The 18096-nt window shown below is 55.9% G+C and carries 16 protein-coding genes; 11 read left to right on the plus strand and 5 right to left on the minus strand.

Going from position 1 to position 18096, the window contains the following annotated elements; all coding sequences use genetic code 11:
• Nucleotides 1-8: 8 nt before the first annotated feature.
• Nucleotides 9-1601: an acyltransferase family protein gene (locus Poly41_RS01850; protein WP_146524210.1), complete on the minus strand. Its 1593-nt coding sequence runs from the start codon at nucleotides 1599-1601 to the stop codon at nucleotides 9-11.
• Nucleotides 1602-1786: 185 nt separating this feature from the next.
• Here Poly41_RS01850 and kdsB point away from each other — a divergent pair, with 185 nt between their 5' ends.
• From kdsB to Poly41_RS01870, 4 genes are all read left to right on the plus strand, one after another.
• Nucleotides 1787-2599, plus strand: coding sequence for a 3-deoxy-manno-octulosonate cytidylyltransferase (kdsB, locus tag Poly41_RS01855; RefSeq protein ID WP_197231001.1), 813 nt, complete (start codon nucleotides 1787-1789; stop codon nucleotides 2597-2599).
• 82 nt (nucleotides 2600-2681) lie between these two features.
• Nucleotides 2682-4325: a CTP synthase gene (locus Poly41_RS01860; RefSeq protein ID WP_146524211.1), complete on the plus strand. Its 1644-nt coding sequence runs from the start codon at nucleotides 2682-2684 to the stop codon at nucleotides 4323-4325.
• 23 nt (nucleotides 4326-4348) lie between these two features.
• Nucleotides 4349-4798 carry a DUF1844 domain-containing protein gene (locus Poly41_RS01865; RefSeq protein WP_146524212.1) on the plus strand — a complete coding sequence of 150 codons (450 nt, stop codon included), beginning with the start codon at nucleotides 4349-4351 and terminating at the stop codon, nucleotides 4796-4798.
• Between the two features lie 80 nt (nucleotides 4799-4878).
• On the plus strand, nucleotides 4879-6819 hold the full coding sequence (locus tag Poly41_RS01870; protein ID WP_146524213.1) for an ABC transporter ATP-binding protein: 1941 nt from the start codon (nucleotides 4879-4881) through the stop codon (nucleotides 6817-6819).
• 103 nt (nucleotides 6820-6922) lie between these two features.
• Here Poly41_RS01870 and Poly41_RS01875 read toward each other — a convergent pair whose 3' ends face one another.
• Complete coding sequence (locus Poly41_RS01875; protein ID WP_146524214.1) at nucleotides 6923-7969, minus strand: prenyltransferase/squalene oxidase repeat-containing protein; 1047 nt, start codon at nucleotides 7967-7969, stop codon at nucleotides 6923-6925.
• Between the two features lie 118 nt (nucleotides 7970-8087).
• Entirely contained in the window at nucleotides 8088-8945 is an 858-nt protein-coding gene (mutM, locus tag Poly41_RS01880) for a bifunctional DNA-formamidopyrimidine glycosylase/DNA-(apurinic or apyrimidinic site) lyase (RefSeq protein ID WP_146524215.1), read from the minus strand.
• A gap of 161 nt (nucleotides 8946-9106) precedes the next feature.
• On the opposite strand from mutM, the gene trpB reads away from it, so the two are divergent.
• Together trpB and Poly41_RS01890 are read left to right on the plus strand one after the other, a co-directional pair.
• Entirely contained in the window at nucleotides 9107-10330 is a 1224-nt protein-coding gene (trpB, locus tag Poly41_RS01885) for a tryptophan synthase subunit beta (RefSeq protein ID WP_146524216.1), read from the plus strand.
• Between the two features lie 57 nt (nucleotides 10331-10387).
• Entirely contained in the window at nucleotides 10388-11071 is a 684-nt protein-coding gene (locus tag Poly41_RS01890; protein ID WP_146524217.1) for a metal-dependent hydrolase, read from the plus strand.
• Between the two features lie 118 nt (nucleotides 11072-11189).
• Here Poly41_RS01890 and nirD read toward each other — a convergent pair whose 3' ends face one another.
• Nucleotides 11190-11507 (minus strand): nitrite reductase small subunit NirD, encoded by a 318-nt coding sequence (gene nirD / locus Poly41_RS01895; protein ID WP_146524218.1) that lies wholly within the window; start codon nucleotides 11505-11507, stop codon nucleotides 11190-11192.
• Nucleotides 11508-11694: 187 nt separating this feature from the next.
• On the opposite strand from nirD, the gene Poly41_RS01900 reads away from it, so the two are divergent.
• A complete protein-coding gene (locus Poly41_RS01900; RefSeq protein ID WP_146524219.1) occupies nucleotides 11695-13530 on the plus strand; it encodes a TIGR03960 family B12-binding radical SAM protein in 1836 nt (611 codons plus the stop codon).
• A 5-nt stretch (nucleotides 13531-13535) separates the two neighbouring features.
• On the opposite strand, the gene Poly41_RS01905 is transcribed toward Poly41_RS01900, so the two are convergent.
• Nucleotides 13536-14024: a 3-hydroxyacyl-ACP dehydratase FabZ family protein gene (locus Poly41_RS01905; protein WP_146524220.1), complete on the minus strand. Its 489-nt coding sequence runs from the start codon at nucleotides 14022-14024 to the stop codon at nucleotides 13536-13538.
• Between the two features lie 462 nt (nucleotides 14025-14486).
• Here Poly41_RS01905 and Poly41_RS01910 point away from each other — a divergent pair, with 462 nt between their 5' ends.
• From Poly41_RS01910 to Poly41_RS01925, 4 genes are read left to right on the plus strand one after another with little or no spacing between them, the layout of a single operon-like run.
• Nucleotides 14487-15407: an ABC transporter ATP-binding protein gene (locus Poly41_RS01910; protein ID WP_231615330.1), complete on the plus strand. Its 921-nt coding sequence runs from the start codon at nucleotides 14487-14489 to the stop codon at nucleotides 15405-15407.
• Nucleotides 15394-16386 carry an ABC transporter permease subunit gene (locus Poly41_RS01915; RefSeq protein ID WP_146524222.1) on the plus strand — a complete coding sequence of 331 codons (993 nt, stop codon included), beginning with the start codon at nucleotides 15394-15396 and terminating at the stop codon, nucleotides 16384-16386. The genes Poly41_RS01910 and Poly41_RS01915 overlap by 14 nt, the downstream gene beginning before the upstream one ends.
• A gap of 3 nt (nucleotides 16387-16389) precedes the next feature.
• Nucleotides 16390-17325, plus strand: coding sequence for an ABC transporter ATP-binding protein (locus tag Poly41_RS01920; protein WP_146524223.1), 936 nt, complete (start codon nucleotides 16390-16392; stop codon nucleotides 17323-17325).
• Nucleotides 17322-18086, plus strand: coding sequence for a hypothetical protein (locus tag Poly41_RS01925; RefSeq protein WP_146524224.1), 765 nt, complete (start codon nucleotides 17322-17324; stop codon nucleotides 18084-18086). Before Poly41_RS01920 ends, Poly41_RS01925 begins: the two co-directional genes overlap by 4 nt.
• Nucleotides 18087-18096 lie beyond the last annotated feature (10 nt).

Genomic DNA, 18096 nt, shown 5'->3' on the forward strand with positions numbered 1-18096 from the left:
GTTCCAAGTCAAATCGGTCGACGGCGTGGACCGTTCAGCAGGGTTCCAATGGGCGTATAGCGGACAAACCATTGATAGCTTGCTAACAGGAGGGTGCTGCTGACGAGACAGACGAGCGAGAATTTAAGCCAGGGGGGAACGGGCCATTCCCGTACGAAATACTGCAGGTAGATGATCAGCGGGATATGGACGAGGTAGAGCCAATAGGATGAGTCCGAGATGTAACGCATGGTCTTGCTTGAAGTCGAACAGAATCGACGAAACAGCCCCATCAGCCCAAAACACATCAGCCAGGCGTAACTGACTTCGCACAGGACTTGCAGCGCATGGCCCACTTCTTCGGGCAGACTTCGCGCGGCCAGCGAGGCCGGATAGATGAGGACCATCGCCATGGGAAGCGTGATCCACCACCGTCGACCAACGAATCCTTCTCGGTCATGGCTCTCGAAATACAACGCTCCAAAGCCAAAGAAGATCGCATAGTACGCCAACACCGTGGGAATCGGCAAAATTCCCAGCGAGGTGTCAGGGCCAAACATGTTGCCGGGCTGATTCATCAAGGACTGCGGAATCGCGGTGAGCGGAATCAACCCGAGGTAGCGTAACCGCGAAATCGCAATCCCGCTCGGTAACGTTCCGATGCCAGTGACACGGGCGATGCTGACAACGAAGGCGAACCCGAGGACCAGCCAACAGAGAAACCACAAAAACCAGAGGTGCCCAAGAATGGGAAAGTACAACAAAAAGGCTTTGAGTTGCCCGAGGCCGCTGCCTTGCGCTGGTTCCGTGCCGGCTTGGGATGCGGTGGTCTTGCCAGCAAGCATCATGGAGGCTTCGTCCGATTGATTTCGGTCATCGATCAACTTGGCAATACGGCTCCGCCCTTGGTCCACCTCCGCCTCGGTCACGTCCACTTTTAGCATTCCTGCAACAAATGCGGTCACCGCCCAAGGTGCTTGTAACGAATCGATGCATCGTTCGCCGCGTTGGTTGCGAGCGTTAACATCGGCCCCAGCTTCGATGAGCTGTTTCGTCGTCTGGTAATGGCCAAAGAGAATCGACACGTGCAGAGCGGTTGATCCATCTTCGGTCTTGGCATTCACGTCCCGGCCTTTTTGAATCCACGACTCGATTGCATCGCTATCTCCGCGGCTTGCCGCCAACACGAACCCGTCCGCGTCGACCGGGTCGTTTGTCTTGGAGCCGGTTGCCGCATCTTCCGTCGCGGACTGCGAAACTTGATACCCCACATAGATCGAAACGATCCATATCGTTGGAATGATCGTAAGCAAGCCAATCACCATCGGGACAACGATTCGCTTGAAGCGGTGTGCGAGCAACGCTTGCATGCCTCTTTTGCGCCACAGCATTGCGGTAAAGAACCCGCTAATGAGAAAAAACAGCGGCATCCGAAAACCGTGGATCATGGACAGAATCACGCCAAACGCAGAGCTGGTTCGCGTATCTTGGATGACCCAGGCGCCCTGCCAAGGTAGAAAGGACATGGCTCCGTGCAGTACGATACCCAGCAGCATTGCAACGGCACGAAGCGCGTCCAGGTCATGACGACGGTCGCCGGCCAGAGACGTTGGATCGGTCATTTGTACTTCCTGTGCTGTGCTGCAATCGGTAACCAAGCGGAGTCTCGCGGTTCGCAAAGGGGCGTCCGGCTTCAGTATGGTCGAACCCGTCGGATCGGTCTGTCGCGGTTGTGTTACAACTTCGTAACGTTTTGTATCGTAACTTATTGACTTGACTTGGCCGCGCAGTGGTGGATGTTGAAGTGATGTCTGATTCCATTTTGATCGTGATTCCCGCCCGGTTGGCGTCGACTCGGTTGCCAGAGAAATTGCTTCGTCGTGTCGATGGGAAATCGGTGCTGCAGCACACGTGGGAAGCCGCTTCGCGCGCAACGGTGGCTGAGCAGATCGTGGTTGCGGTGGACGATCCAAAATTGGCCGACGAAGTCCAAGGTTTCGGGGGTCGATTCGTCATGACGAGTGTGGACTGCGCCAGTGGCACGGACCGAATCGCAGAAGTCGCAGCCGAGTTCCCCGATTTTAGCGTCTTTGTCAACGTCCAGGGGGATGAACCCGAGATTGATCCGGCGGCGATCGATCTGGTCGGATCGACGTTGATCAAGAATCCAACGGCTGATATGGCGACCGTTGGAACGCCGATTCGCGAGCAGCGCTCGCTCGATGATGCCGGCTGCGTCAAAATTGTTCTGGCCAGCGGGAAGGCTCTGGCCAGCGGCAACAGGGAACGGTGGCCAGGGCAGGGCAGGGCGATCTACTTCAGCCGTTCGGCCGTGCCCCACCTGCGAGGCGGCGTGACGCCAGAATCACTTGCGGCGGAACCACCGCTTTTTTGGCATCATCTCGGCCTGTACGCCTATCGACGCGATTTTTTGCAATGGTTTTCGCGGCAGCCACCCGGTGTGCTTGAGCAAGCCGAGCGACTCGAACAGTTGCGCGCGATCGAGGCCGGCAAGCAAATCGTGGTCGCTCGAGTCGAATCGGCCGTGCCAGGGATCGACACCGAGGAAGATCTGGATGCGTTTGCGGCGCGGAGCGCTTCGGCAAAAAAAACAACGTAGGGCGGCACGGCCGCAGCAAAGCTGCTTTTTTTGAACGTCCGGACCTACCCGTTTTTCATCGAGTTCATTATCATCCCGTTCCATGACAAAACATATCTTTGTAACCGGCGGCGTTGTAAGTTCTCTCGGAAAAGGACTGACGAGCGCGTCGATCGGAATGCTCTTGGAGCAGCGTGGTTTGCGGGTCCGAATGCAAAAATTGGACCCCTACATTAACGTCGACCCGGGCACGATGAGCCCTTACCAGCATGGTGAGGTTTACGTGCTCGATGACGGCAGCGAAACGGACCTTGACCTGGGCCATTACGAACGGTTCACCTCGGGCAAATTGTCGCGGGATTGCAACTACACGACGGGCCAAATCTATCTTTCTGTGATTGAAAAGGAACGCAAGGGCCAATTCTTGGGCAAAACCGTCCAGGTCATTCCGCACATCACCAACGAAATCAAATCGGTGATTAAGCGGATGGGCGGCGATGATGTGGATGTGGTCATCACCGAAATCGGCGGGACCGTCGGCGACATTGAGAGTTTGCCGTTTCTGGAAGCCATTCGGCAGTTTTCGCTCGATGTTGGCCGCGAGAATTGTCTCTACATGCATCTGACGTTGGTTCCCTACTTGAAAGCGGCCGACGAGCTGAAGACGAAACCCACCCAGCACTCCGTTGGGCAACTTCGCGAGATCGGAATCCAGCCCGACGTGCTGGTTTGTCGTTGTGAGCATTCAATCAGCCGCGACGATCGCGAAAAGATCGCGCTATTCTGTAATGTCCCCGTGGAAGCGGTCATCGAAGAAAAGGACAAGGACTTTTCGATCTATGAAGTACCAATCTCTTTGGTGGACAACAAACTGGATGAGCTGATCGTCAAGAAGCTTGGTTTGCCTGCATCGACACTCGACATCACCCCTTGGACCGACTTGCTGCATCGGTTGCGTAACCCTCGCCATGAGATTTCGATTGCGGTGGTAGGGAAGTATGCCGAGCACAAGGACGCCTACAAGTCGATCTACGAAGCAATCGATCATGCGGGGATGCACCATCAAGCTCAAATTCGTATCGGCCGGATCCAAAGTGCGGACATCGAACGCGAAGGAGCCGAACGATTGCTGAGCGGTTACCATGGCATTTTGGTGCCGGGTGGATTCGGCGAACGTGGCATCGAAGGCAAGGTGCAAGCGATCCGTTTTGCTCGCGAGCGAGGCATTCCGTTTTTTGGAATTTGCCTTGGAATGCAGTGTGCCGTGATCGAATACGGTCGTGGCGTGGTCAAGCTCGAAAACGCCCACTCCAGCGAGTTTGACAAAGACACCCATCATCCCGTGATCTGCCTGCTTGACGAACAGCAAAACGTTACGCAGATGGGTGGCACCATGCGGCTCGGTAGCCAACCGACAAAACTGGATCGACACAGCTTATCGGGAAGAGCTTACGAAGCCGATGAGGTGGCAGAGCGTCATCGGCACCGCTACGAATTCAACAACAAGTATCGCCAACAGTTTGAGGCGAACGGAATGCGGTTTGCCGGAACCAGCCCCGATGGTGGGTTGGTCGAAATTATCGAGGTGCCCGAGCATCCTTGGTTCGTCGCGGTGCAGTTTCATCCGGAATTCAAGAGCAAGCCGCTCAAGGCCCATCCGCTGTTTGCTGGATTTGTTGAAGCAGCGATTCAGCGCCGCATCACGAAGATTGAAAATGAAGAGAAGCAAACGATCAGTCAACGCTGAGTCCAACGTACGAGGTGAGCAAGATGAATGAAGACCAAGATCCAGCCGAAGAACCTAAAATCATTGTCGATAGCGACTGGAAAGAGCAAGTTGCCAAAGAGAAAGAGCAGGCTGCGATGGCGGATGCCGAGCCGTCAAGCAAGTCAGCAGAGACCATCGAGCCTGAGACTCCCGTGACAACGGCGGAGCAGGATTCCAGGGAAGCTCCGAGCTCCGGTGAGGCGCCGCCTCCCGCTTCGTTCGAAGTGCTCGTTTCGATGCTGTTCACGCAAGCCATGATGATGCTCGGTCAAATGCCAGATCCGACCACCGGCAAAGCAAATGTCAATAAACCCTTCGCGAAACACTACATCGATACCCTCGACATGCTCAGTGAAAAGACGAAAGGAAATTTGACGGACAGCGAATCAAAGATGCTCTCCGAAGCACTGCATGCGATGCGAATGATGTACGTCAATGTGAAGAGTGAATGACGTACGTCGAGGTGAAAAGCGAAGGGATCTGAGCCAATCCGCCCGTTGTCAAATTTCGCCTTCCTGACTACCACTATGGTATGCCAACTCAGCCAAGCCGCCGCCGATTCCGTGCCTATCGCCTAAAAGTTCGCGACCGAAACGCGAACCCCAAGCAGCGTGACACGCGTCCCTATCACGGTTCTTCGGGGCCCAGTGCGAAGAAACTGGGGACGCGAGAACGTGGTTTTTGGGAGTTGTTTCGCGAATTTTTTCGGCTCACGGCCAACCACCGTGGCCAGCTCTCCACCGCAATCGTGCTGTTGACCATCGGGATCGGTTTGCGGCTGATCCCCCCCGTTGGAACAAAATTGGCGATTGATTCGGCCCTGACCAATCCGCCGAAGCCGCTTCCCAGCTGGCTGGCCAACGTTGGTTTACCGACCGAGCCCTTTTCGCTACTGATTGCGATCGCCGTTTTGGTAACGGTCGTCACGATCACGGGGACGGTCGTCAGTCTGACCAGTCGTTGGATCGCGACCAAAACGGTCAACCAGGCTCAAGTGGGGATCCGTCGGCGCGTGTTTGAACACGCGGTGAGATTGCCGCTTCAAAACGTTTACGACATGAAAAGCGGTGGCGTGGCCAGCCTGATCCGCGAGGATGCGGGAGGTGTGGCGGACTTGATCTTCAGCATGATCTACAATCCGTGGCGAGCGATTGTCCAATTCGTTGGGTCGCTGGTGATTTTAATGCTGGTCGATTGGCGATTGATGGTGGGAGGACTGCTATTGATGCCGGTGGTTTGGGCGACGCATCGAACCTGGATCAACCGTATTCGTCCACTCTACAAAGACATCCGTACCCAACGGCAACGAATTGATGCAGGAGCCACCGAGACGTTTGGCGGGATTCGTGTGGTTCGCACCTTCGCGCGCAGCCGCAGCGAATCATCACGTTTCGTACGCGAAGGCAGCTATTTGGTACGCCAGCAGCTTTTCACTTGGTGGTGGACGCGAATCATCGAAACGATTTGGGAAGTGATTATCCCGCTGGCATCCACGGTCCTGTTGCTTTACGGCGGTTACCAAATCATCCACCAGCAACTGACGCTGGGCGATTTGATGATGTTCTTGGTTTACTTGACGATGCTACTTGATCCGCTGGCGACGCTCGCTGGCAGCGCGGTGGGTTTCCAAAACAACCTGGCGGGACTCGATCGCGTGCTGGATGTCTTGGACGTTGACGAAGAATTGCCGAGTCGTCCCGGTGCGATCATGCTCGCGAAGACGAACGTGGCAGGAGCCATGTCGATCGAGGGCATGTCGTTTTCCTATCCTGGTTCGGAGACGGTCGTGCTGCACGACATTGATCTCGACGTTGCTGCGGGAGAGACCGTTGCCCTTGTCGGACGAAGTGGCGCGGGCAAGACGACGATGACCAACTTGATCGCTCGGTTCTACGACCCGGATAGCGGCACGATTTCGATCGACGGACGCGATTTGAAAGACATCAAGCTGGGGAGCTACCGTAAAATCCTCGGAATGGTCGAGCAAGATGTCTTCATGTTCGATGGAACCATTCGCGAGAACATCGCGTATGCACGGCGAAATGCCACGCAAGACGAAATCGTTGCGGCTGCCGAAGCGGCTGCAGCCGACGAATTCATCCGTGCGTTACCCTTGGGGTACGATTCGGTGATCGGTGAACGCGGCGTAAAACTTTCGGGCGGCCAACGTCAACGACTCGCCATCGCGCGTGCCATTCTTGCGGACCCAAGAATCCTGATTCTCGATGAAGCGACCAGTAATTTGGATAGCGAATCGGAGCGATTGATTCAAAACAGCCTGGCGGAACTGTTAAAGGATCGCACCGCGTTTGTGATCGCGCATCGGTTGAGCACGATCGTCAACGCCGACAAAATCGTGGTCCTCGAAGACGGCCGGATCACCGATATCGGCACGCATGAGGAATTGCTCGAACGAGCTGGTCACTACCGCGACATGATCCATCTTCAAATGCACGAAGCAGTGCCCAGCTAAAGTGGTGCTCGCTTCGCACGACCAGCGGCGATTTTCTCCAACACGTCGCTCGTCAACATCCATGCGTGGGGTGGCCAAACGACGGTTTGGATTTTGAGCGTGGCTATCGTTGGTAAATCGGCAAGTAGCCGTGGTCGAGCTGCAGCATGATCAAGTTGCATGCCGTCACATAGACCGGATGGATTTGGCCTTCCCAATAACCATCGGGGCGTTGTTCGCTGACGATCCGGTTGTAGAGCCGATCGCGAAACGCATCCCAAAGCTCGTCGCCTTGTCGGTAAACGACTTGGCTGTAATACAGGTACGTGTAGTGCCAATGGCCGAAGGCGCGCGTCGAGTCGCTGATGTCATGCAAGGATTCCTTGGCGTATTCCAGCATTTCGGGGACGTGAGTGCTGTCATAGTCACCCGCGTTGTAGAGGGCCGCCAAAGCCGCGGCCGTGATCGCCGGCCGACTGCTTCCCTTTTGACGACTGCTGTAGCTGATGCCACCGTCGGGATTCTTGCATTCGTAGATGTACTGCTTCGCACGATCGATCACTTCGCTGCCAACGGGGATTCCGGCATTACGGCAACCTCGAAGACCTTGCACTTGCGTGATCGTGGTCGATCCTTCGTCGAAATCGTTCCCTTCGCGAGCCGAAACATAGCCCCAACCGCCCGCCGCCGTTTGAGCACTGCCACTGAATTCAACCGCCTTCGTCAAGACTTCGACGAGTTCTTGGCGCCGATCGAGTAGCCCCTCTTCACCAAGCACCTGGGACAACATCAGCATCGAGAAGCCATGGCCGTAGGTGTAACGCGGGTCGATCTGCGGATCGCCGATCAGCCCATTGTTGCGGCTCTTGCTGATCAAGTAATCGGCTGCATGGGCGATCTCTTTTGCATAAGGCCCTTGGGTGGTGGTGCTGCCATTGGCAATCAGAGCCGTGCCAGCGAGCGCAGCCAAAGCGGTGGGGTAACCAGGTGTGTTCCACTGGCCGCGCGAGGACTGCGTTCGGCTCAGCCAGTTCAGTCCCTTGGTGATCGCCTCCTCCCAACGGGGCTCCCGTGCGGCCCATGCCGAGCGTGCGGACGAAACCGCGGTACCGCCAACCGACAGGATCGTTGCGCTGCGGAGCCAGTCACGACGAGAGAGCTTAGGTTTCATAGGGGTTTGCTTTAGGCAATTGGGGCAGGCTTCGCCGTAACGGACGATAGCCGATCGAGACGATCTTCACACACTGGCTTCATTCTACCGCATTCGACCAATCCGGCGAACATCTTCTTTACAACAACGAGCGATGGATCCCCGTTTTTCGCTGGCAAACGGGACAAAAAAAGGTGCTGCGCTGAGCTTGGATGATTCGACGGATCTCTCCTTCGCAGCATCGGTGGCAAGCTTTTCCGGCACGATCATAGACCCCATGATGGGACTGGTAGCTCCCTTCGCCGTTGATCGCATTGCGGTAGGTGCCGTCGCGGAGCGTGCTGCCTTCGTAGCGAATCGCATCGTCGAGCACTTGGTGTGTTTCCGCGGTGATCCGCTGCCACTGGGCCCGTGAGAGGCGATCACAACGCGTTCGCGGATCGACGCCGGATCGAAACAGGATTTCTGCTGCATAGATATTGCCAACCCCGGCGATTGCCGCTTGATCGAGCAGGGCGACCTTGATGACGCGTTTGCTTTGACACAGCCGCGACCGCAACTCGTCCACCGTGATGATCAGCGCGTCGACGCCAAGCTTGGCATCAATGGTTGTCTCGATTTCCTCAGCGGTCATTAAACGAACCGTACCGAGGCCCCGTCGGTCCCAAAACAGGAGCTGATCGTTTGCCCCACCGCTAAGCGTGATTCGCAGCCGCAAATGCTCGGTCGAGGGTGGATCGGCCAACAGCACAATTCCTGTCATTCGCGGTTCGATGACGATCGTTTGTCCCTGCTCGATGTGGATCATGACCCGTTTTCCGCGGCGGCCAACATCGACGATTCGCTTGCCGCGAAGCCGTCGATCGAAAGCATCGATGCGGGGCGTCAGCAAAATGGGTCTGCGGCTGCAGGGGGGACGCGTTGCCGATTCGATCCGGCTGCCGACAATCGGCAAGATACCGCGTCGCATCGTTTCGACCTCGGGCAGTTCAGGCACTGGGGTTCCTCATTGACCATCGTTTGACGGGGAGCGACAATTCAGTTGCCTGATTACTATTGATCAAAACCGATCGAAGTGGAAGTCAGCAGAGACTTCCGCCGACCGCTTCCTTCACCGAAACTTTCGCGATTTGTCGCGACCCCTGCGAGCCCCCCTCCATGAGTACCGCTGCCGAATCTTCTCACGCATCCGCTTCCGTTCCCGACGATCGCGGACGATTCGGTGATTTTGGCGGACGTTTCGTCCCCGAAACGCTGACTCGGGCCCTCGATCAATTGTCCGAAGAATACGATCGAGCCAAAAAAGACCCGGAATTTCAGCGAGAGCTCGCCGGGCTGCTCAAAACCTTCGTTGGCCGCCCCAATCCGCTGTACCACGCCAAGCGATTGTCGGATTCCGTTGGCGGCGCGCAGATTTGGCTCAAACGTGAAGACCTCAACCACACCGGTGCTCATAAGATCAACAATACCCTCGGGCAAGCTTTGTTGACGCTGCGGATGGGCAAGACTCGGGTCATTGCGGAAACCGGCGCGGGCCAGCATGGTGTGGCGAGCGCTACGGCATGCGCTCATTTCGGGTTGCCGTGTACGGTCTACATGGGCAGCGAAGACATTCGCCGCCAAAAACCAAATGTCTTCAGCATGAAGCTGCTGGGTGCTGAAATTTGTCCCGTCGAAAGTGGGTCAAAAACACTGCGAGATGCCGTCAATGAGGCGATGAGAGACTGGATGGCCTCGGTCGAAAACACGCACTACATTATCGGAAGTGTGATAGGCCCTCATCCGTTTCCCATGATGGTTCGCGATTTTCAAGCGGTAATTGGTCGCGAAACGCGTGAACAGTGTCAGGAGACGTTCGATCGCTTACCCGATTGCGTGGTCGCTTGTGTGGGCGGTGGTAGCAACGCAGCGGGGATGTTTTACCCGTTTGTCGAAGATGACGCGGTGCGGATGGTGGGTGTGGAAGCAGGTGGTCGAGGGAACACACCGGGGGACCATGCATCGCCCTTGTCGTTCGGAAGTCCTGGAGTGCTTCATGGCAGTTATAGCTATGTGATGCAAGATGACGATGGTCAAACTTGCGACGTGCACTCGATGAGTGCGGGATTGGACTACCCCGGCGTGGGGCCAGAGCATAGTTATTGGAAATCGACCGGCCGAGTCGAGTACCTCGAATGTGGTGACGACGGGGCGATGCAAGCATTTGATCGGTTGGCACGTACTGAGGGAATCATTGCGGCGCTCGAATCCAGCCACGCGGTCGCCAAGGGGATCACGCTTGCCGCAGAAATGAAACCGGATCAACATTTGGTTGTTTGTCTGTCGGGCCGAGGCGACAAGGATGCGATGGAAATCGCCCGGCTTCGAGGCGAGTCGTGGTAGAATAGAAGAACACAATTCAATAGACTTCCCTACCTTCGATCCCACCGAGAATGAATCATGACGAAATTGACTTGGCTTTCCCACAGCAGTTGGTTAATTGAAACGGACGTCCACAAGATTTTGCTCGACCCCTTTTTCAAAGATAACCCTGCTGCGACCGTGACGTCAAAGGACTTCAAAAACGTCAGCCACATTCTGATCTCGCATGGCCACTTCGATCATGTCGCGGACGCAGCGTCGATCGCGAAACAGAGTGGAGCGATGATCATCGCGCCGTTTGAGATTGCACAATGGTTCACCGAGACACAACATGTGAAGAGCACCTTCGGCATGAATCTCGGTGGCTCCGCCGAATTCCCGTTTGGCTCGGTAAAGATGATTCCGGCGCTGCACAGCAGCCAATTGCCCGATGGATCCTACGGTGGCAATCCCGCGGGATTCCTACTGTCGGTCGACAGCAAACGGATCTATTTCGCTTGCGACACCGCACTGTTCACAGACATGCGTCTGTACGCCCATCAAGTGGACTTGGCGATTGTGCCGATCGGGGATGTCTACACGATGGGGATCGATGACAGCATCCGAGCGATCAAGTTGATTGAACCGGCTGCGGTGATGCCAACGCACTACAACACGTGGCCACCGATTGAACAGGATGCGGAAGAATGGGCAAGCCGTGTCACCGGAGAAACTTCGGCGACGCCGATCGTGCTACGGGTCAACAGCAGTTTCGTCTTGTAGGCCCGCGTCTATTCTCGAAACAGCCAATGCAAATCAAGTTTGGCATCGGGCAGGCATTGAATTGGATGACTGCAGGGGGTTCTCCTTGGAAGTCACGTCAACGCTAAGGTAGCCCGAATCACTCTTTCTCGCGAACTTGGACCTCATCACCGACCACTCGGACTTCAAAGCAATCGACCTTGGTTCGTGGATTATCGGTCCAGGTGCCGTCGCGGATGCAAAACCGCCATGCGTGCCAAGGGCAGGTGACCGTATTGTCCTCGGGGTCGACGTAGCCCTCGGCCAGCGATGCGCCCATGTGCGGACACAGATCGTCGATCGCATACCACTCTTCTCCGCGGCGGAACACGGCAACCATGCGTCCGTCGTAGGGAACCGCCAAACCTTGGCCGTCTTCAAAATCGCTGACTTTCCCGACCGTTTCAAACTCGCTCATCTTTTTACCTATTCTGTTGCTATCTTATCCTGTTTTTCAGGTGATCCTCTGACCAGCGTGCTCTCGTTCGGTTCCCACCTGACCCTGCTCGACTCACGTCCCTTGCCAGGAACCCCCGTTAGCGACCACACTTTAGCGTCCTGAGACAATTTGCCCCAGCACTCCTCTTTCGAAAGACTTTTCCTCGATGATCCATCATGCCCGTCGACGACTGCTTGAATCTCGTGTTTGGCCGCATGTTCAGACGCCGGCCCAATACGCGGGGGGCGAACGAAACATCGTGGTCAAGGACCACAGCACGCTGCGTGGAAAGATCTGTGTCGGATTTCCCGATGCCTACACGATCGGGATGAGTCATCATGGGCTGCAAGTACTGTATTCCCTGATCAATCGCCGCGAGGACCTGTGTGCCGAACGCGTGTTCATGCCCTGGCCCGATATGGAACAGCAACTTCGCGAGCATGACATTCCGCTCTGCTCCCTCGAGACGTTTACGGCACTGTCCGATTTCGACGTGGTTGGATTGAGCTTGCAGTACGAGATCAGTTCCCCGAACGTGCTCACCATGATTGACCTCGGCGGCATCCCACTTGAATCGGAAGCGCGCACCATGGCCGATCCCTTGTTGCTGGCGGGTGGCCCGTGTTGCCAGAACCCGGAACCGATGGCCGATTATTTCGACGTGATGGTCACCGGAGACGGCGAACCGGCGTTACCGGTGATCTGTGATTTGTGGCTCGATCTGCGTGATCGCTACCGTGGCGAAGACGGCACGTTCGTTAGCGGCGAAGAAGGAAGACAGCAACGCAGCGAAGCCCTCGCGGAAATTGCCAAGGCGTTGCCCTACGCTTACGTACCGCGATTCTATCTCCCTGAATACACCGACAACCGCGTCACGGCATTGGTTCGCACACGCCAGGATGTTCCCGAAACGATTGCCCCAAGTGTGATCAGCGATCTGGATGGAATCCCCATTCCCACGTCGCCGATCGTGCCTTACATCGAATGCGTGCACGATCGAATCGCGGTCGAAATCATGCGAGGTTGCCCACACTTGTGCCGATTTTGCCAAAGCACCGTGATCAAACGCCCTCTGCGAATCCGCGAGGTCGAAACGATCGTCGACGGCGCATTGGAAAGTTACCGGAACACCGGCTTCAACGAGATCAGCATCCTGTCGCTTTCGAGCAGCGACTACCCGCACTTTGAACCGCTCGTCCACCGGCTACATGAAGTCTTCAAGCCACTTGGCGTGAACATTAGCGTTCCAAGTTTGCGTGTCAACGACCAACTACGGAGCTTGCCTCAGTTGATTGGCACCGCTCGCCGAAGTTCACTCACACTTGCACCCGAGGTTGCCCGCGATGACATGCGAGAACAGATTCGCAAGAAGATCAAGAATAGCGACCTGATTGAGGGATGCCGCGCCGCGTTTGAAAACAACTTCGATTCAGTGAAATTGTATTTCATGTGCGGATTGCCTGGAGAACGACCGGTCGATTTGGATGGCATCATAGATTTGGCAGAAGAGATTGCGAAAGTCGGGAAGGAAGTCAAAGGTCGCTTTCCGAAAGTCACCGCCAGCGTGTCAAACTTTGTACCCAAGGCACACACGCCGTACCAATGGAATGGAATGCAAACGCGAGATTATTTCCGTTGGGCGCACAAGTACTTGCGTAGCCGCTGCCGGATCCGAAGTGTCAGCGTCAAGTGTCACAACATCGAAACCAGTCTTCTCGAAGGCGTCCTGAGTCGTGGCGATCGACGAACAGGAAAAGCGATCCGGCTGGCATGGGAACGAGGCGCCAGAATGGATGGTTGGACCGAATACCTCGATCCACAGCGGTGGTGGCAGGCGCTTGAGGATGCGGGGATCGATATCGACCGCCAGGTCCATCAAAACTATGAATTGATGGACAAGCTTCCCTGGGATCACGTCAATGTGAAATTTGGACGCGCGTACCTGGAAAAAGAGCAGGGCAGGGCATCGGTTCAATTGGCTGCCATGGCCGACGCGGTTTGATCGTTTCAACCGCGAAGTGCCGTGGATGCAAGGTTCGTGAGTTGAAAACGATTCTTCGAGATCGTTTTGTCTGTCGATAGCACCTTCCCGATGAATTCAAAGACCTCGCCCGTTCTTTCAACCAGTTTGACTTCGATCGTCAGTTGATCGCCTGGCCGAGCGAAGCCGCGGTAGCGGGCCTGCTTGACTTTGACCAACACGCCGAGCGCGAACTCGTTCGCATGGGGATCGTGTGTGTTGAATGTCGCCATCGGGTTGTACTCGGCGGCGATCAGAATCCCCGCCGACTGGGTCGTCATCTCTTGCATCATCGCCCCTGGCACGATCGGGGCACCAGGGAAGTGACCTGCAAAGAAGAATTCGTCACCTGTCACGCGTTTCTCCGCAACCAGGGTGTTGTCGGTGATCGAAAGGATGCGGTCCACCATCAAGTACGGCGAACGGTGATGCAGGTAGTCTTCGACATGGTCGAATCGGTGTTGGTGGTCAGTCATGGTTTCGACAGAATTTCCGAGGAATCGGTTGACGCGGCCAAGCGGCCCCCTCAAAGAAGCATAGTGGCTAGGCCACCCCACTGAACGCCGGCCCACATCCGTTATCACTCGCCGTGATGTTATTTTGGTAAAACACTAACGACCAACGGGAAGTGGGTATCCATCACTCACAGCGGCAGCTCGCTTCGTTTGCGTCGTGCCGCACTACGGACACTTGCCCGTAATCTGCACATGGTTCCTGCTGCCTCCGAGCGCGGCTACAATCGGCATTTGCGGATGGGGATCCACGGTATCCGATCGCGGATGGCATGCTCGCACCGAGCGGCGTTGGCGAGTTGCCGCTCGCGGTCAACATGGCCGTACGTTTCAAGGAATTCGCCTGATCGCTGATCTGGGGTCCAAGCACTGAACACCATTCTCGAAATCGAGCAGGTCACCAAACGCTACGGTGCCGTCACTGCGTTGAGTGAGGTTTCGCTCCGTGTTGCGTCGGGAGTGACGGGGTTGCTCGGGCCCAATGGGAGCGGCAAAAGCACGCTCATCAAGGCGCTCTTGGGGCTCTTGAAAACACAATCAGGGCACGGCCAGGTACTCGGTTACGCGTGGCCGAAGCAGGTGCGATCGATTCGTGATTCGGTTGGTTTTCTTCCCGAAGACGATTGCTATATCGCCGGGTTGGTCGGCGTCGAATCGGTTGCGTTGATGGCCCGTTTGTCTGGTTTATCGGGAACGGAGGGGCTTCGCCGAGCCCATGAAATCATGGATTTTTGCGATTTTGGTGAAGAGCGTTATCGCGAAGTGGAATCCTACTCGACAGGCATGCGACAGAAACTGAAGTTCGCCCAGTCGTTGGTTCACGATCCCCCGCTGTTGATCTTGGACGAGCCGACAACGGGCCTCGATCCCGATCAACGCGCGGCAATGCTAAGCCGGATCCGAACGCTGGCAAGCCGCCATGGCAAGTCGGTGATCCTATCGACCCACATTTTGCCTGACGTGCGAGCCGTCTGCGACAATGTCATCATCTTGGTCGAGGGGACCGTTCGCGTCGTGGATTCGTTGGCGAATCTCAGCCGACCGGTTGCGCCAACGATTCATATTCACACTCTCGGCAACCACGATGACTTCGTTGCTCGCATCGCCGCTGCGGGCTTTGCCGTCAGCACGGAAAGCGAAGGGGGGATCCGGGTCGAAGGGATTGATGATCGTGAGATGCCTCGTTTGTGGGGCTGGGCCGCGGAAACCCATACGTCCATTCGTGGTCTGGAACCGGCGCTGAATTCGCTCGACAAGATCTTTATGGACGTTGCCTTGGGGCGTTCGGCTTCGACGATTGAATCCGAGCCGCATGCGATTCGTGAGGATGCTGATGCCAGTCAATGATTTGGGGTATCGGGCGTGGAGCGGCAAGCGGGTACCACCGTTTTTGCGTCCCGTCGTCGTCGCCAAAAGCGGTATTGCATTGGTGTGGCGTCGACGGTGGCTGCGAACCATGCTGATGTTGGCGTGGTTGCCCGTGATTTTTCCTGCATTGGGAATCTTTGCATTTGAGTATTCCTCGACGGATCCACAGATGGGCCGCATGATCACGACGCTCGTGCGAGGCCCGTTTCAACAACCGGATCTGGCGCAAATGATCGCGACGGATCGAGATGGAGCGAGGCATGCGGTATGGTCCACCTTGATCCTGGCGTTTTTTCGTTACCCGCAATTGTTTGCGATGGTGCTGCTGATTGGCTTGATTGCGCCCATGCTTGTTTCCTATGACTTACGAACCAAGGCCTACCTGCTCTACTTCTCGCGTCCGCTCTCACCGCTGGAATACATCCTCGGAAAATCGTCAGTCATTTGGTTTTTGTTGATGATGATTGCGACCGTTCCTGCATTGGTGCTGTACTTAGTCGGCGTCCTACTTTCGCCCGACCTTTCGGTGATTGGGCAAACGTGGGACATCCCACTGCGGATCGTTGCGGCATCGGCCGTGTTGATGATTCCGACGACCGCTTTGGCCCTTTGCTACTCGTCGCTGACGGCAGAAAGTCGGTATGCAACCTTTGGATGGTTTGCAACCTGGACAATGGGATTCGTCTCCTATCAAATTTTGACCTTTGCTCCGATGGTGGATGGGCCACCCGAGGGCCGTCGGGCGCCTCGACCGATCGATTGGGAATCACTTGGTATCGATCTGGACCGATACCGTTTGTTGTCCCCCTACCACACCCTCGGCAAAGTACAAGCGTGGGTTTTTGATTTGGATCCAACACCAGGACGCGTGATGCCAGCCATCGTGGTGTTGATGGGGATCACGATCATCGGTTTTTGGATTGTCCGTCGACGTTTGATTCGGAGGTTGAGCGTCTGAGTGATGATTGAGCTGCAAAATACCACCAAGTTGTATGGACGCGTGATTGGCGTCAACGATTTGACGTTGGCATTGCCGGCGGGAGCCTTTGGTCTCGTCGGACCGAACGGTTCGGGAAAGACGACATTGATCAACTTGCTGATCGGCCAATTGCGTCCTACCCTGGGTACCGTGCGCATCTTTGGTGAAGATCCTTGGCGACAGCGCGACTTGATTCGCCGTGTGGGTCTCTGTCCGGCGACGGACATTTTGTATCCGAATGTTTCCGCGTTGGAATGGGTTCAATACTTGGTTCGGCTGCACGGTTTTTCGCTACCAGAAAGCAAACGCTTGGCCGAAATTGCCTTGCACCGTGTCGGCATGACCGCTGCGATGCACCGCGTGATTGGCAGCTACTCTCTGGGCATGCGGCAACGGACGAAGATCGCTCAAGCGATTGCCCACGAACCCGAATTCTTGATCCTGGATGAACCCTACAATGGCCTTGATCCCGTCGGCCGTTATGAAATGACGGAGCTATTGAAAACATGGACCGCTGAGGGGCGCGGGCTGCTGTTTGCCAGCCATGTGTTGCAAGAAATTGAAGCCGTGACGAGTTCGTTCTTGTTGATCTATGGAGGTCGCGTGTTAGCAACCGGGACGGCGAAAGACATCGAGTCGATCCTGGCTGAGACACCTCAAGAGATTCGCGTGATTGGCAGGGACGCTCCGCAGTTGATCCATCGGCTTGCAGAAATGCCCTGGGTCGATTCCTTGCAACTCTTGTCGGAGCGAACGGAATTGAAGGTGGCGCTGCGAGAGCCAGTACACTTCTACGAGCAGGTTGCCGGGTGGATTAGCGAAGATGGGTTAAGGATTGACCGCATCACCACCGCGGATGGGAACCTGGCTGCGATCTTTTCTTCGCTCCTGAAACATCATCGGGGTGAGCTTTCATGAGGGCCAGTCTACCCCTTGATGTGATGTGGTTCGAACTCAGGCGATCGTTCTCGGCGGGCCGCTTGGCGATGTGGTTGGTCTTGGTCGCATTTCCGATTGCCATCATCGCGACGTTGCGCACGTTTGTGCCCATGGATCCGATCGAACGCTGGGGCATCACACTCTATTTTCTCGTTCCCGAAGTTGCCTGCCTGCTGGGGCTGCTGTTGTGGGCAACACCAGCGGTCAGTACCGAACTGGAAGGACAAACGTGGATTTATTTGACGATGCGTCGTTCCGGCCGAACCATGGTGGTGTTCGGTAAGTACTTGACTGCGGTGATGTGGTCGGTGTCGGCTGCAATCGTGTCGATCACGGTTTGCAGTTTGATCCTTAGCCCAAGTGGTGGCTTTCGGATGTGGGCGGTCATGTCAACGTTGTCGGTGCTGTCCTGCTTTTCGCATGCGGCGCTTTACGTCTTGATCGGCGTGTTGTTTTACAAACGAACGATGGTGACCGCGGTGTTCTACACGATCGTGATTGAATACGGAGTCTCCTATATTCCAGCGTTGGTCAACAAGTTGACGATCAATTACCGGTTACGTGGTTTGTTGGCGGATTGGATGAGTTGGGACCAAGCTCGCAGCCGTGCCGAAAGCGTACTGGGTGCCGAATCTCCGTTGACTCACTTGATCGTGCTGTTCGTGATGACGATCCTATTCTTGGCGGTCGCCATTTTCCTGGCAAACCGGACCGAGTTCCCAACACAACAAGAAGGCTGATGACGCTGTG

This window comes from Novipirellula artificiosorum, from assembly GCF_007860135.1.
Classification (GTDB): Bacteria; Planctomycetota; Planctomycetia; order Pirellulales; family Pirellulaceae; genus Novipirellula_A; species Novipirellula_A artificiosorum.

Coding starts and splice junctions, on each gene's coding strand:
- Poly41_RS01850 (WP_146524210.1), bottom strand. CDS start 1,601: ATGACCGATCCAACGTCTCTGGCCGGCGACCGTCGTCATGACCTGGAC.
- kdsB (WP_197231001.1), top strand. CDS start 1,787: ATGTCTGATTCCATTTTGATCGTGATTCCCGCCCGGTTGGCGTCGACT.
- Poly41_RS01860 (WP_146524211.1), top strand. CDS start 2,682: ATGACAAAACATATCTTTGTAACCGGCGGCGTTGTAAGTTCTCTCGGA.
- Poly41_RS01865 (WP_146524212.1), top strand. CDS start 4,349: ATGAATGAAGACCAAGATCCAGCCGAAGAACCTAAAATCATTGTCGAT.
- Poly41_RS01870 (WP_146524213.1), top strand. CDS start 4,879: ATGCCAACTCAGCCAAGCCGCCGCCGATTCCGTGCCTATCGCCTAAAA.
- Poly41_RS01875 (WP_146524214.1), bottom strand. CDS start 7,969: ATGAAACCTAAGCTCTCTCGTCGTGACTGGCTCCGCAGCGCAACGATC.
- trpB (WP_146524216.1), top strand. CDS start 9,107: ATGAGTACCGCTGCCGAATCTTCTCACGCATCCGCTTCCGTTCCCGAC.
- Poly41_RS01890 (WP_146524217.1), top strand. CDS start 10,388: ATGACGAAATTGACTTGGCTTTCCCACAGCAGTTGGTTAATTGAAACG.
- nirD (WP_146524218.1), bottom strand. CDS start 11,507: ATGAGCGAGTTTGAAACGGTCGGGAAAGTCAGCGATTTTGAAGACGGC.
- Poly41_RS01900 (WP_146524219.1), top strand. CDS start 11,695: ATGATCCATCATGCCCGTCGACGACTGCTTGAATCTCGTGTTTGGCCG.
- Poly41_RS01905 (WP_146524220.1), bottom strand. CDS start 14,024: ATGACTGACCACCAACACCGATTCGACCATGTCGAAGACTACCTGCAT.
- Poly41_RS01915 (WP_146524222.1), top strand. CDS start 15,394: ATGCCAGTCAATGATTTGGGGTATCGGGCGTGGAGCGGCAAGCGGGTA.
- Poly41_RS01920 (WP_146524223.1), top strand. CDS start 16,390: ATGATTGAGCTGCAAAATACCACCAAGTTGTATGGACGCGTGATTGGC.
- Poly41_RS01925 (WP_146524224.1), top strand. CDS start 17,322: ATGAGGGCCAGTCTACCCCTTGATGTGATGTGGTTCGAACTCAGGCGA.